Origin of the sequence: Sandaracinus amylolyticus (genome assembly GCF_021631985.1) — a bacterium.
Lineage (GTDB): Bacteria > Myxococcota_A > Polyangia > Polyangiales > Sandaracinaceae > Sandaracinus > Sandaracinus amylolyticus_A.
On sequence record NZ_CP070225.1, the window covers coordinates 8,978,297 to 8,991,388 of the forward strand.

General features: G+C 72.4%; 16 protein-coding genes. 8 read left to right on the forward strand and 8 right to left on the reverse strand.

The genetic code is table 11. From position 1 onward, the window contains the following. Positions 1–40: 40 nt before the first annotated feature. Complete coding sequence (locus tag I5071_RS37985; RefSeq protein ID WP_236518271.1) at positions 41–952, reverse strand: alpha/beta hydrolase family esterase; 912 nt, start codon at positions 950–952, stop codon at positions 41–43. Between the two features lie 128 nt (positions 953–1,080). Here I5071_RS37985 and I5071_RS37990 point away from each other — a divergent pair, with 128 nt between their 5' ends. The 4 genes from I5071_RS37990 to I5071_RS38005 are packed head-to-tail and all read left to right on the forward strand — an operon-like array spanning position 1,081 to position 3,123. After that, positions 1,081–1,806 (forward strand): DUF4349 domain-containing protein, encoded by a 726-nt coding sequence (locus I5071_RS37990; protein WP_236518272.1) that lies wholly within the window; start codon positions 1,081–1,083, stop codon positions 1,804–1,806. Between the two features lie 20 nt (positions 1,807–1,826). After that, positions 1,827–2,381: an RNA polymerase sigma factor gene (locus tag I5071_RS37995; protein ID WP_236518273.1), complete on the forward strand. Its 555-nt coding sequence runs from the start codon at positions 1,827–1,829 to the stop codon at positions 2,379–2,381. Beyond that, a complete protein-coding gene (locus tag I5071_RS38000; protein WP_236518274.1) occupies positions 2,378–2,677 on the forward strand; it encodes a hypothetical protein in 300 nt (99 codons plus the stop codon). The genes I5071_RS37995 and I5071_RS38000 overlap by 4 nt, the downstream gene beginning before the upstream one ends. Beyond that, on the forward strand, positions 2,674–3,123 hold the full coding sequence (locus tag I5071_RS38005) for a hypothetical protein (RefSeq protein ID WP_236518275.1): 450 nt from the start codon (positions 2,674–2,676) through the stop codon (positions 3,121–3,123). Before I5071_RS38000 ends, I5071_RS38005 begins: the two co-directional genes overlap by 4 nt. A gap of 61 nt (positions 3,124–3,184) precedes the next feature. Here the strand turns inward: I5071_RS38005 and I5071_RS38010 are convergent, their stop codons facing one another. Then, complete coding sequence (locus I5071_RS38010; protein WP_236518276.1) at positions 3,185–3,628, reverse strand: hypothetical protein; 444 nt, start codon at positions 3,626–3,628, stop codon at positions 3,185–3,187. 54 nt (positions 3,629–3,682) lie between these two features. Continuing rightward, on the reverse strand, positions 3,683–4,090 hold the full coding sequence (locus tag I5071_RS38015) for a hypothetical protein (protein ID WP_236518277.1): 408 nt from the start codon (positions 4,088–4,090) through the stop codon (positions 3,683–3,685). Between the two features lie 156 nt (positions 4,091–4,246). Between I5071_RS38015 and I5071_RS38020 the strand changes: the two genes are divergently transcribed. Next, positions 4,247–4,921: a lysoplasmalogenase gene (locus tag I5071_RS38020; protein ID WP_236518278.1), complete on the forward strand. Its 675-nt coding sequence runs from the start codon at positions 4,247–4,249 to the stop codon at positions 4,919–4,921. Here I5071_RS38020 and I5071_RS38025 read toward each other — a convergent pair. After that, the gene (locus I5071_RS38025; protein WP_236518279.1) at positions 4,918–5,598 is read right to left on the reverse strand and encodes a hypothetical protein; all 681 of its coding nucleotides are present in this window, start codon (positions 5,596–5,598) and stop codon (positions 4,918–4,920) included. The two genes, I5071_RS38020 and I5071_RS38025, sit on opposite strands and share 4 nt — an antisense overlap. Before the next feature lie 240 nt (positions 5,599–5,838). Continuing rightward, positions 5,839–6,087 carry a hypothetical protein gene (locus I5071_RS38030; RefSeq protein ID WP_236518280.1) on the reverse strand — a complete coding sequence of 83 codons (249 nt, stop codon included), beginning with the start codon at positions 6,085–6,087 and terminating at the stop codon, positions 5,839–5,841. Positions 6,088–6,196: 109 nt separating this feature from the next. On the opposite strand from I5071_RS38030, the gene I5071_RS38035 reads away from it, so the two are divergent. Further along, positions 6,197–8,158, forward strand: a complete 1,962-nt coding sequence (locus tag I5071_RS38035; protein ID WP_236518281.1) for a hypothetical protein — start codon at positions 6,197–6,199, stop codon at positions 8,156–8,158. Here I5071_RS38035 and I5071_RS38040 read toward each other — a convergent pair whose 3' ends face one another. Next, positions 8,159–8,899, reverse strand: coding sequence for an alpha/beta fold hydrolase (locus I5071_RS38040; protein WP_236518282.1), 741 nt, complete (start codon positions 8,897–8,899; stop codon positions 8,159–8,161). A gap of 88 nt (positions 8,900–8,987) precedes the next feature. Between I5071_RS38040 and I5071_RS38045 the strand changes: the two genes are divergently transcribed. Together I5071_RS38045 and I5071_RS38050 are read left to right on the forward strand one after the other, a co-directional pair. Continuing rightward, on the forward strand, positions 8,988–9,503 hold the full coding sequence (locus I5071_RS38045) for a hypothetical protein (RefSeq protein ID WP_236518283.1): 516 nt from the start codon (positions 8,988–8,990) through the stop codon (positions 9,501–9,503). A 216-nt stretch (positions 9,504–9,719) separates the two neighbouring features. Further along, positions 9,720–10,286, forward strand: a complete 567-nt coding sequence (locus I5071_RS38050; RefSeq protein ID WP_236518284.1) for a response regulator — start codon at positions 9,720–9,722, stop codon at positions 10,284–10,286. 2 nt (positions 10,287–10,288) lie between these two features. On the opposite strand, the gene I5071_RS38055 is transcribed toward I5071_RS38050, so the two are convergent. Next, positions 10,289–11,248, reverse strand: a complete 960-nt coding sequence (locus tag I5071_RS38055) for a hypothetical protein (protein WP_236518285.1) — start codon at positions 11,246–11,248, stop codon at positions 10,289–10,291. A gap of 48 nt (positions 11,249–11,296) precedes the next feature. Continuing rightward, entirely contained in the window at positions 11,297–13,075 is a 1,779-nt protein-coding gene (locus I5071_RS38060; protein WP_236518286.1) for an OPT family oligopeptide transporter, read from the reverse strand. Between the last annotated feature and the right edge of the window lie 17 nt (positions 13,076–13,092).

Consider the following 13,092-nt stretch of genomic DNA (forward strand, 5'->3'; position numbering starts at 1 on the left):
TGGGAGAGCAGGAGCTTCCTGCTCTCCCAAGCGCTTCCCCTCACTCGTCGAGCGATTCGAAGAACGACCAGATCGCGTCCGGCGCCCACGACGGCACGGTGTGCGCGCCCGGGTGGGTGCAGAACACGACCGGATAGCCGTCGTCGCAGCCCTCGAACGAGACGCATCCGTTCGCATCCATCGGGCCCGTCTCGTCGCATCCGTCGCGACCGCGCCAGTACTCGCGCGTGCGGATGCCGAGGAGATCGTAGTCGACGAGATCGTCGGCCGCGCCGTGCACGATGAACGCCGCGACCTGTCCGGCGCAGCGCCCACCGCGCGGCGGTCCGCCCGACATCGGGCCGATCGCGCGGATCACGTCGCCGCGATGACAGCCGAGCGAGCTCGTCATGAACGCGCCGTAGCTGAAGCCGAGCGCCAGCTCGCGCGCGCGATCGACGCAGAGCTCGCCCTCGAGCTGCGCGCGGATCGTGTCGAAGAGCTCGACGTCCGCGCCCTCGACCGAGAGGTCCCAGCCGTTCGCGCCGAGCGTCGGGTGCACGCCGTGCGGGTACACGAGGATCGCCTCGCCGCCCGCGAGCTGCTCGAAGCGCAGCGCCGACTGGAAATTCTCCGCGCTGTCCCCGAGCCCGTGGAACGCGAACACGAGCGCGTGGGGGACGCTCGGGTCGTAGTTGTCGGGCAGCACCAGGCGATAGCGGCGCTCGACGCCACGCACCGTGAGCGTGCGATCGACGACGCCCTGCTCCGACGTCGGCGTGCCGCAGCCCGCGGTCATGCCGGTCGGGTGCACGAAGGGCGGCGGTCGAGCCGCGTCGATCGGCATCGCGCCGGCGTCGGGTGGATCGGTCGCGGCGTCGGTCTCGGTGATCGCGGCGCCGTCGCAGCCCCACGCGGTCACGCCGATCGCGAGGATCGCCATGCCGCGGCGAAGGAAGCACGCAGAAGTCATGGCGTGGCCCTCTACCAAACGGTCGGGAGCATCCGCAAGCGTCCCCCAGGTGGGAAGATCGATGCGCCGGCTGTCATACGCGGGATGGTCTCGAGCCCACTCAGGCGCGTCGAAACGGAGAACGCGGCATGGCTCGGACGCTCCTCGTGATGTGCCTGTGGCTCGGTGCGTGTGCGCACGACGAGCCCTCGGCCGCGGCCCTCGCGCCGAGCCGGGAGCTCGTGGTGCGCACCACGCTCGAGGTGCGCGAGGTGCGGGCTGCGAGCGAGGCGATCCGCGAGATCGTCGCGCGCGAGGGCGCACACCTCGAGCGGGCCCGCGAGGAGGGCACGCGCGGCGCGAGCTACGAGATCCGGGTCGCGCCGCACGCGCTCGCAGGGCTGCGGACCGCGCTCGGGACGCTCGGCGAGATCGTGAGCGGCGAGGAGACCAGCGCCGATCTGAGCGCGGTGATCGCCGACGGCGACGCGCGCCTCCGCGCCGCGCGCGCGAGGGAGCAGCGCCTGCTCGAGCTGCTCGCGGATCGCACCAGCGCGCTCTCCGACGTCCTCGCGGTCGAGGCCGAGCTCGCCCGAGCGCGGGAGTCGATCGAGACCCTCGAGGCTGCGCACCGCGCGCTCCACGATCGCGTGTCGCTCGCGCGCGTAGCGCTCGAAGTGCGCGCCCGATCCGGGTCGTTCCTCGATCGTCCGGTCGAGCGCCTGCACGCGGCGGCGACGCTCGGGGTGCGCGGTGTCGCGACGCTCGGGCTCGGCATCGCGATGCTCGCGCTCCTGCTCGGGCCGAGCGTCGCGTTGATCGGGGGGCTCGGCGCCCTCGGATCGCGCGTCGCACGACGGCGTCGTGCGCGATGATGCTCGCGGACCGACTCGCGATGACGATCGACGACGAGCCCGCGAGCACCCGCGACACGACGTCGCCGGTCTCGCTGCGCACCGAGCTCGAGACGCTGCATCCATCGTCGTTCGCGTGGGCGATGACCTGCTGCGACCGGGTGCGCGCCGAAGCGGAGGACGTGCTGCAGAGCGCGTACGCAAAGGTGATCGCCGGCGAGGCGCGCTTCGACGGCCGCGCGCGCTTCCGCACCTGGCTCTTCGGCGTGATCCGCATCACGGCGCGCGAGCATCGCCGGCGCAGCGTGCTGCGCGCGCTCGGGCTCTCGCGTCTTCGCGCCGAGCCGGTGCACACGAGCACGCCGAGCGGTGAGGAGCTGACCGAGGCGAGCCTGCGCGCGCGTGCGCTCGTCGAGGCGCTCGCTGCGCTCTCGGAGCGGCAGCGCGAAGTGCTGCACCTGGTGTTCTACGAGGACCTCACGGTGCGCGAGGCAGCCGACGTGATGGGCGTGTCGAGCGGCACCGCGAGCCTCCACTACGACCGTGGCAAGCAGCGGCTCGCCGAGCTGCTCCGACGACGAGGGATCGAGCCGTGAGCGAGCGAGACGAGATCGAGAAGAGCTTCGCCGCGTTGCGCGCCGAGGACGCGCGGCGCGCGCCGGGCTTCGACGTGACGTGGGACGCGGCGCGTGCTCGTGCTGCGCGACTCCCGCGGCGCGGAGCGGTGATCGCGAGCGGGCTCGCGCTCGCGGCCGCGGCGATCGTGGTGATCGTCGCGATGCGCGACGGGCCGCGGATCGAGCCGCTCGCGGTGTCGATCGAGGACCCTGCGCCGCTCGCGTTCCTGCGCGAGCGGCCGCGCGGCAGCGTGTTCCGGGAGGACCGACGATGACGAAGCGAATCGTGAGCGTGGCGATCTCGATCGCGCTCGTCGTGGGCGGATGCGCGGCGCAGAGCGCGCCGGAGCACGAGGCGCCGGAGCGCGAGACGACGAGCGGGGATCGCGAGCGCATCGAGGACGCGCTCGTGTCGCTGGAGTCGATCGTCGATCACCAGGACGCGCTGGGGCTCGACGACGCGCAGCGCGAGGCGATGCGGGCGGAGACGCAGCGCGCGCAGCAGGAGCTCGTCGATCTCGAGTGGCGCCTCGGACGCGCGCGCGAAGCGCTCGCGCGGACGCTCGCGCCCGCACCGGTCGACGAGGAGGCGGCGATCGCCGCGGCACGCGAGGTCGCAGCGATCGAGGGCGAGATCGAGGTCGTGCACATGCGGATGCGCGTGCGACTGGGCAATGCGCTGCGCGCGCCGCAGCGCGAGGTGCTGGATCGGCTGCGCTGAACGTGCGCGAGCGCGGGCGGCGTGCTCGCCGTCCCGCGCTCGTCGTGATCGATTCGCGCGCTCAGAAGCCGGCTCCGCCGGTGCCTCCCGTCGTTCCGGTGGTGCCGCCGGTCGTGCCCGGGGCCATCACGTCCTCCTCGTCCTGCTGCTGCATGCCCGGCTCGTCGCCGAACGTCCCGCCCGGCGTTCCGGTGCCGGGCTGCAGGCCCTCGGAGCCGCTGGGCTCGCCCATCGTTCCGGTCTCGCCTTCGTACGTTCCGGTCGTGCCCTCGGGCTGCATCGGCGCGGCGCCGCTCGGCTGCTCGTACGCTTCGGGCTTCGCCTCGGGCTCGGTCTCCCACGTGCTCGGCTGCTGCTGCTGCTCGGGCTCGGTCGTGGGCTGGGTCGCGGGCGGCTCCTCGTAGGTCTCGCCGCGCCGCTCGCATCCCGCGGCCACGCCGGGCACCACGAGCGCCGTCACGATCAGCACGCCCCACCACTGCTTCTTCTTCGTCTCGTTCTGCATGTCGATTCTCGCTCCGTGGCCCGCCTGTCGGGCAAGAGCCACGCCGCGGCGCGCTCAGTCGATCCTGCGGCGCAGCACCACGAGATGGCTCGGCTCGGTGCCGACGTGCTGGCGCTCCGCGGTCACCACGATCTCGACCGGATCGAGCGGCGCACGCGTCTCGAGATCGCCGTACTCGATGTCCGACTGATAACGCAGGAACCCGACGAACTGCGGCGCGCCGCCGCTCGGGATCATCCACACGCCGTAGCGCGAGAAGTCTTCGCCGAGCGACTGCGGCGCCGGGAGATCCGAGACCTGCACGTCGACGTCGCGGTGCGTGCCCTCACGCTCCACGTCGATCTCCGCCTTCGCCGCGGGCACGCGCTCCGTGCCTTCCGCGTGCACCTCCATCGGGGTCGTGCCGCACGCCGCGACGCCGAGCACGCAGGGGATCGCAAGCAGCAGTGTTCGTCCTCGCACGCGTCACTCTCCTTCTGGTCGCGATGTCGGCGCGCCTGCGATCACCGTCAACGTGTGCTCGCGCGCCGCACGTGGCGTTCGGCGACCTCGTGCGCGTCGTCCGGGGCGCGCGATCTCGCACTGCTGCGATTCGACGCCGCGCTATCCTCGCGCGCCGTGAGCCCTCGAGCCCTCGCCACCGTCGCGCTCGTGAGCGGTGCGCTCTTCGTCGCCGGCGTCGTGATCGACTCGCACGCGCTCCGGATGCTCACCAAGCCGCTGCCGGTGATCGCGATCGCGCTCTGGATCGTGCGCGCCGCGCCGCCGAGCGCGTACCGGCGCGCGATCGTGCTCGGCCTCGGCGCATCGCTCGCGGGCGACGTGCTGCTCGAGCTCGCGTCGGGGATCCCTGCGCTCGCGAGCTCGCTCTTCATCGCGGGGCTGCTCGCGTTCCTCGTCGCGCACGTGCTCTACGTCCGCGCGTACACGAGCGACACCCGCGCGCTGCACCCGATGCGCGCGCTGCCCGCCTACGCCTACGGCGCGTTGATGCTCGTCGCGCTGTGGCCCGGGGTCGGCGGCATGGCCCTGCCGGTGACGCTCTACACGCTCGTGATCTGCACGATGTTGTGGCGCGCCGCGGCGCGCGTCGGGCACGTCGACGCGACCAGCGCGCGCCTCGCGCTGACCGGCGCGATCGTCTTCGCGCTGAGCGACTCGATGATCGCGCTCGGACGCTTCGGCACGCACCTGGTGCCCGAGACGGTGCGCACCGGCTGGCCGCTCCGCGTCGCGATCATCACGACCTACTGGCTCGGCCAGTGGGCGATCGCCGCGTCGGCGAAGCGTTAACGCTCGACGGGCACCGACCACCCGGCGCGGGCGTCGCGATGGATCGCGCGCACCCGCTCCTCGAGGGTCGCGCCGCGCGCGCGCTTCCACCCGAGCCGTCGCATCGCGTGCGCGACCTGGAGCGGCCACACCCGCGGGGATGCCCAGAGCTCGAGCACCGGGAACACCACGACCCCGGTGATCGCGAGCGCGACGAGGCGCGCCATCGACGTGCGTGCCCAGAGCTCGCGCACCGTCCCGAACGACGCGTCGTTCGACCACGGTGGTGGCACCGGCTCGAACACGTGCGAGAGCGTCTGCAGCCACACCGCGCCGAACGCGATCACGATCGCGCCGCTCACCGCGTGCGCGCCCAGCACCTCGCGCAGCCCGTGCGCCGCGAGCACCGCGAGCGCGAGCAGCGGCGCCATCACCAGCGCCCACGCGCCGTGCACCGCGACGTAGAACGCGAGCGCGATCGCCGCGCCCGCGATCGCTCCGTCGATCTCGGCGTGCCCGCCGCGCGTCGCGAGCTGCACCGTGATCTCGGCGCAGAGCGCGAGCAGCGCGACGTTGACGATCGGCGTGCACAGGGCGTGGCCCCAGCGCGCGATCGCGCGGGTGTGGAACACCTCGTAGAGCTCGGTCTGCAGCTCTCCGTCGAGCACGCGCGTGTGCGCCGCTGGGACGATCAGCACGTCGTGGATCCACGCTCGAGCGCACCGCCAAGCTGCCGCGGATCCCATGTCCAGGAGCCTACGCAGCGAATGGTTGCAAACGCAACCATCCCTCGGGGGAGACGCGCTCGAGCCGTCACGCCCGTGGCGCGCGCCCTCAGTCCAGCTGGAGTGCTCGTTGGCGGAGGGCGCGCACGGCAGCGTGCGGCGCACGCGGACGGGAGGGCCTTCCGCCGGCGAGCCGATCTTTTCGACACGCGCTCAGGCGCCCGAGAGGTTCGTCGGCAGTCGGGGCCGCAACATCATCACTGCGAGCACCACGAGCACGGCCATGAACAGCATGCCCGCGCCCATCGCCGTGAAGAGCGGCACGATGCCGGTTCGCATCGTCTCCGCGAGCTCTTCGCCCGGGCTCATCGGCGCCGGCGTCTCCTGCGCATGCGCAGGGAGCGCGAAGAGGAGCCACGCGGCGAGAGCCGCCCATCCCGATCGAGACGACGCTCGGTCCATGTCGTCCTCCTTCCACGCCAGCGAAGAGCACCGCGCGTGCCCAGCTCGCGCGTGCCGTGGCATCGGGCCTCGTGCGTGGCGCGATGGGACCCGGGTACCATCCGGCGCGATGTACCGTTCGAGCTGCTTCACCTGGTCTCTGATCTCGTTCTCCTTCTTCCTCGTCGCGTGTGGCTCCGACGATCCCGCGCCGAGCGATGCCGCGATCGCCGACGCCGGCACCGATGCGCTCGTGATCCCCGACGCGGGCGGCGATCCGCTCGCGATCGCGTGCGTCGCGCCGGCGCACGGCGAGATGGTGCTGGGCAGCACCGGCGACCCGATCCGGTTCGTCGCGGCGCTCGGCGATCCCACCGCGGTCGCGTCGGTGCGCATCGAGGGCGAGGCGGTCACGCCCGACGCGTTCGGGCTCGTGTCGCGCGATCTCGTCGCGCGCGAGGGCATCCAGAGCGTCGAGATCGCGATCACGCTCGAGGACGGCACCGAGCGCACCGAGCTCTGCAGCTTCGCGGTCGCGCCGCGCTACGCCGAAGCGAGCGAAGCGCTCGAGGGCACGGTGCTGCTGCAGCTCGGCACCGAGGCGATCCGCGGCGAGGGGGGCACCAGCCCCGACGCGACGTCGCTCACCGACGTCGTGCGCACCGCGTCGAGCACGAGCGTCGCGGCGCGAGGCTTCGCGATCGGTCTGCCCGCGGGCCCGCAGACGCCTCCTTCGTGCGAGCCGGAGTGCCCCTCGGCGCACGTCACCCGCATCACCTACTCGGCCTCGCGCATCGTCGGCGACCCGATGCTCTCGATCAGCACCGGCGACACCGGGAGCATCCTGATCAACGGCGTCGTGCCGCGCATCGAGCTCGACGTGGCGGTCGACGCGATGGTCGCGTTCGAGGTGCCGGTCTCCGCGACCGGCACGGTCTCGATCGTCGACGTGATGGTGTACGCGGAGCTCGAGATCACCGAGGTCGGCGGCGAGCTCGCGCTCGTCACGGTGCGCTCCGATCTCTACGGCGGAGGCGTCAGCGCGTCGCTCACCGGGATCGCCGACGAGATGCAGCGCCTCGACGCGCAATACGCGACCGAGCAAGAGGTGGAGCGCGGCGACGCGCTCTCGATCCGTGCCGAGCTCGCGGGCGGTCTCGCCGACGCGGTGGGGACGCTGATCGACGAGGTGGTCGGCGCCGCCGCGCCCGAGGGACCGAGCACGCGCGTGCTCCCCTCGATCACATCGGGCACGAGCGCGCCGATCGAGATCGAGACCGTCGTGCGCGCGAGCCAGGTGAGCCCCGACTCGCTCGTGCTGCGCGTCGCGACGCGCTACGACGCGCCGGGCCGTGGCGGCGGTGGTGGAGCGCCGACGCGCACGAGCCGCGGCGCGCCGATCTACGCGCTCGCGAGCGTCGCGCCGATCGAGACCGAGACCCCCGCAGCGATCGCGGTCTCGAGCGCGGTGCTCTCGCAGGCGCTGCACGCGCACTGGCTCGCGGGTGGGCTCGAGGGCGTCGTCGCGCCGGACATGGTGGTCGCGCCGGACATGGTCGTGGCGCCGGACATGGTCGTCGCACCGGACATGGTCGTCGCCCCCGACATGATCCGGTTCACCTCGGCGCTCCCGGTGATCGCGCGGCTCGGCGACGCGGGCGCGCTCTCGATCGGAGCGAGCTTCGAGGCGACGTTCGCGGGCCCCGCGCCCTACGGCGAGTCGACGACGGTGCGCGTCTCGGCGATCGCGGACGCGCGCCTCACCGGCACCGGCGCCGATCCCACCGTCGTCGTGGATCGACTGAGCGAGCTGCGGGTGTCGGTGCCCGCGGGCACGAGCGAGAGCGATCGCCGCACGCTGCGCAGCTATGCGGCGATCCTCGCGCATCACCTCGCGACGTTCGCGACGGGCGACGCGATGCCCGCGTTGCCCTTCGTCGGTCTGGTGGTCCCCGAGACGATCACGATCGACGGTGCGTCGGTCGCGACCGGCTTCGCCGCGGGCACGCGCTTGTCGGTGTCGGACGCCGACGTGTCGCTCGTGGGATCGCAGTTCCAGATCGCGGGCGACCTCGTCGCGATCACACCCTGATCACCGCGACAGGAACGTCGCCGCGCGCGCCTCGAATTCCGGGCGATCGTCGCCGAAGATCGCGCCGTGCCCGGCTTCGGGGCGGATCCACAGCGCGCCGCGCGGGATCGCCTCGTACATCTCGAGCGAGAGCGAGACCGAATAGAGCGGGTCGCGATCGCCCTGCACGATCAGCGTGCGCGCCTCGATGCGCGCGAGGTCGTCGCGCGTGAAGCACAGATCGTCGTGGCTCTCCGCGAAGTCCGCGGGCGTGCGCCAGAGCGCGCGGATCCGATCGTCGTCGTGGTGTCGCTCCCGCATCACGCGCCACTCCTCGTCGCTGCGCGGCGCGCTCGCGAACGCGCGCAGGATCGGTCGCGCCTGATCGGGGAAGCGCGGCGTCGCGCTGACGATCACCATCGCCGCCACGCGCGCGGGCTGCATCGTCGCGGCGTGCAGCAGGACGTTGCCGCCGAAGCTGAGGCCGATCGCGCGGAACGTCGCGACGTCGATCGCGTCGAGCAGCGCGAGCAGATCCTCGGCGCAGCGTCGATGCGTGAGCGGCCACTCGTCGTTGCGGGTGGCTCCGTGCCCGCGCAGGTCGGGGACGATCAGGCGCCATCGTGTCGCGAGTGCGTCGAGGTCGAGCGCGTGGCGCCAGTCGCCGCCTGCACCGGTGAAGCCGTGCAGGAGCACGAGCGGCTCGCCCTCGCCGCGATCCTCGTAGTGCATGTCGATCCCGTTCACGTGAGTCGTGGTCATGGCCGGATCCTGAGGAATTTCCGGGGGTCGTTGACAGCTGGGAAGGTGTTCCGGCAGGGTGCAGAGCCCGACACGACGAGCGCGACGCGTGCCCTCGAACCTCTCCCGCGTCCTCCTCTTCGTCGTGCTCTTGCTGGGCTGCGCCCCCGCGACGTTCGACTCGGGCGTCGCGCCCGACAAGCCCTACGGCGACGTCACGTTCGACGAGGCGCTCGCGATCTGCGAGGCCGAGGCGGCGTTCCTCGAGCAGCAGCTCCCCGCGCGCGAGCGTGTGGAGCTGCAGTGCGCGCTCACCGCGCTCGCGACGACCATCGACTCGGGCGACTGCGAGACGGCGCGCGGGGCCTGCATCGCGGTGACACCGGTGGTCGAGATCGATCGCTGCGCGCCGGCGCTCCCGCCGCCCACGAGCTGTCGCGTGACGGTCGGCGACTACGAGGCGTGCATCAGCTGGCGCATCCGCCAGGACGCGCGCCTGCACGCGTTCGCGACCTGCGGCGTGCTCGACGACGTGACCCAGCGCGAGACGCTCGACGAGATCCAGAGCGAGCCCGAAGCCGCAGCGTGCGCGCGGATGCGCCGCGACTGCCCCGCGCTCCTCTGAGTTTTCGGAAGGGGTCATGGATGACCCCTTCCCCCGCCCGGCGAAGCCGGATCGGGGCCCCCATCCCTGAACGCTGCGCGCGGGGCCCCAGCCCCGCTTGCTCGTGCTCGCGAGCGCGCCACTCGATGACAGACACGTGTGCGCGAATCAGCGCGCTGGTGCGCCAGCTCCCGACTCCCGATCGTGCGATTTGCGATTCGGGACGTCCGGGACGATATGGCTCCGATTCAGGGGTGGAATTGGGCACATATGTCGGAGCATCAGCGCGCAGTCACGTCGGTGTCGCGTCTTCGTCTGACCTCGGTCCCGGTGGTGCTGATCGTCGACGATCACGTCGACACCGCCGAGATGTTCGCGGAGTACCTACGTCTCATCGGCGCGCGCTCGATCGTCACGTCGAGCGTCGCCCAGGCCGAGGCCTTGCTCGCGATGCTGCAGGTCGACGCCGTGGTGACCGACTACGCGATGCCAGGGGAGGACGGGCTCAGCCTCGTCCGCAAGATCCGCGCGTCCGAGGCGTGCAACGCGCTGCCGGTGGTGATGGTCTCGGCCCATGACCGCGATGGCAACGTCGCCGAAGGCGCGCGCGCGCTGGGCGCGGACTTCGTCGCGAAGCCGGTCGACGGCGATCACCTGATCGACGTCGTGCGCGCCGCGCTCGCCGAGGAGACGCGCCGCCGCGCCCAGCGCGATACCGATCCCGCGCCCGAGCATCTCCCCGCGCCGCGCGAGCTGATCGAGCTCCTGCCCGACGACTGGAAGCGCGACCCACGGCGCGAGTGAGCTCAGAGCCCGGAGCAGCCGCGGTCGAGCGCGATCTCACCGAATCGTTGTTCCCAACATCCCGGCGCGGGCGCCTGCGCGCCCGGCGTCAGCGGCGACCATCCGAGCCCGAAGGGCGTGCCTGCCGTGCTCGCGTAGAAGCGCATCGGGTAGTTGTGGCGATGTCGATAGTCGAACGCGCCGTGCGGCGGTGCGAGCGCGATCTCGACGAGCTCGCCGAGCCCGAGCGGCTGGCTCGTGTAGCGAGCGCCGACCATCGCGACGTAGTTCTCGACGAACGTGCGACCCGCGCCCCAGCCGAGCGGCAACGCGGGCAGGAGCTCGGCGAGGTGCATCTGCGATCCCGTCACCCACACGAGCGGCGCGTCGGGCGCGTCGAAGAGCGTGAGCTGCGCGGGCGCATGCTCCATCGCGACCGCGGCCTCGCTCGCCACGCGCCCGCCGTAGCTGTGCCCGAGCAGGTGCACTTGTCCGCCCTGCGCCTCGAACTCGGGCGCCGTCGCCGCTTCGATCGCGCGCGCGAGCCGACGGCCGTGCGGCCTCACGTGCGCCGCTGCATCGCGCTGCGCGAGCGGGAAGCGTCCGGTCGCCGCGTCGTCGAGCCAGCTGTACGCGACGACGATCGTGTGTGGATCGTGGGCCACCAGCGTGCGCGCGAGATCGCGCATCCACGGCTCGAACTGGCGTCCTCGCGCGTCGATCGCGTCCCACGCGAGCAGGCCCGGCGCGTTGCGCACCGCGCGGCCCCAGCCCGGCGCCCAGCCGTGCACGATCACGCGCAGATGGCTCGGCGGCACCGATCCCGGCGCGACCGTGACGAAGCGCGCGCCGTCCCATCGACCGAGGCGCGCCACCGGCTGCAGCGTCGACGACGGATCGCCCTCGAGCGGCGCGCTGCGCGGAGGTGGGAGCACACATCCCAGCGCGAGGAGCGCACACCCGACGACGATCGCGCGACGCATGCACCTCTCTTGAGCGTGTGCGGCGCACGCCGCAAGAGGAGCGCGCCTTCACCCGCCGAGGATCGCGTGGATCGCGATGCCCACACCGGCGAGGCTCTCGCCTGCGATCACGCCCGACGCGACGACCGTCAGGTATCGCTCCGACCACTCGGGCGCCCAGCGACGCAGCGCCCATCCGAGCATCGATCCGAAGAAGAGCGAGAACGACGTCCACGCCTGGATCGTGAACGAGAGGCCGAGGCTCGCGGGGCTGGGCACGAGCGCCGCGTACTTCTTCGGCAGCGTGCGCTCGAGCACCGCGAGCACGATGCCGAGCGTGCCCGCGATCGCCATCGCCTCGAGCGCGCCGGTGGGCATCGAGGAGATCCCCTGCGCGAAGAGCTCGGCGACCGCGCGCCAGGTCGCGACGGCGGGCGCGGGCCACTCGTCGGTGAGGAGCTGACGCGCGGGATCGGGCACCAGCACGAGGTACGCGGCGCTGCCCGCGATCGCACCGCCGAGCACGCCGACGGTCTGCGCGATCGCCTGACGCCGCGGCGAGGCGCCGATCAGCACGCCGGTCTTCAGATCGTGCAGCAGCTCGGCGCACTGCGCGGCCGCGCCGCCGGTCACGTTCGCGGCCATCAGGTTCGCGGTCACGCTGCCCGGCTGCAGCACCGCGAACGCGGCCTGCGTGACCTTGCCCATCGCGCCGACGGGCGTGAGCGTCGTCTCGCCAGACACCCGCCCCGCGACCGCCGCGAGCACGAACGAGAGCAGCACGCCTGCGAGCGCGGCCCACCACGCGATGTCGAAGAGCAGGATCTGTCCGATCACCGCGAGCACCGTGACGACCGCGACGAGCACGAGGTACGCGCGGCGCGGGACCTCGTCGACCATCACGCGCGTCGCGCCGTCCTCGCTCGACGCGTCGACGCTGCCGCCGGTGAAGGTGCGCACGATCGATCGCCACGAGAGCGCGACGGTCGTGAGCGACGACGTGACCATCATCGACACGCCGGGCCACAGGAGCCAGCGCACCATCGGGCCGAACCACGACTGCGTGGGATCGTCGGCGCCGACGTCGGCCCATCCGTTCGCGATCACCCAGGGCCCGAGCACGAGCCACGAGAAGAGCCCGCCGCAGAGCATCGTGATGCCGGTGCGCACGCTGCCGAGCGCGCCCACCGCGATCATCAGCGGCGACGGATCGATCGCGACCGTCAGGTTCATCAGACTCGCGCGGCGCGCTCCCACCGAGAGCGAGCCCGGCAGCGCGACGTTCGCGACGTGCGCGAAGTGCAGCAGCGTCTTCGCGAGCGCCGCGGCCGCGCCCGCGCCGACCAGCGCGCGCACCTTGCGCGCCGCGTCCGCGCCCGCCGCGTACATCTTGTCGAGGGTCTCGGCCGACGCGATCCCGTTCGCGAAGGGCAGCTTGTCGACCTCGACCATCTGGCGTCGCAGCGCGATGCCGACGGTCACGCCGACCATGCCGATCACGAAGAGCCAGCACGCGAGCTCGGGGTAGGAGAGCTCGCGCCCGGTGAGCATCGTCATCGCGGGGATCGCGGAGACGAGGCCCGCCGACGAGATCGACGCGCCCGCGCTCGCGCCGGTCTGGTTCAGGTTGTTCTCGAGCTTGGTCAACATCGGGGCACCCGATGCACCGCTGACCACCCGCCAGAACCCCCATCCGAGCAGGGCCGCGGTGATCGACATGTTGAAGCCCCAGCCGATCCGCAGCCCGCTGTAGATGTTGCAGAGCGAGAGCACCCCGCCGAGCACTGCGCCGGTGAGCACCGCGCGCCACGTGAGCTCGGCCTCGGCGGCCTTCGCAGTCGACGTCATCGACGCGGACTCTACCT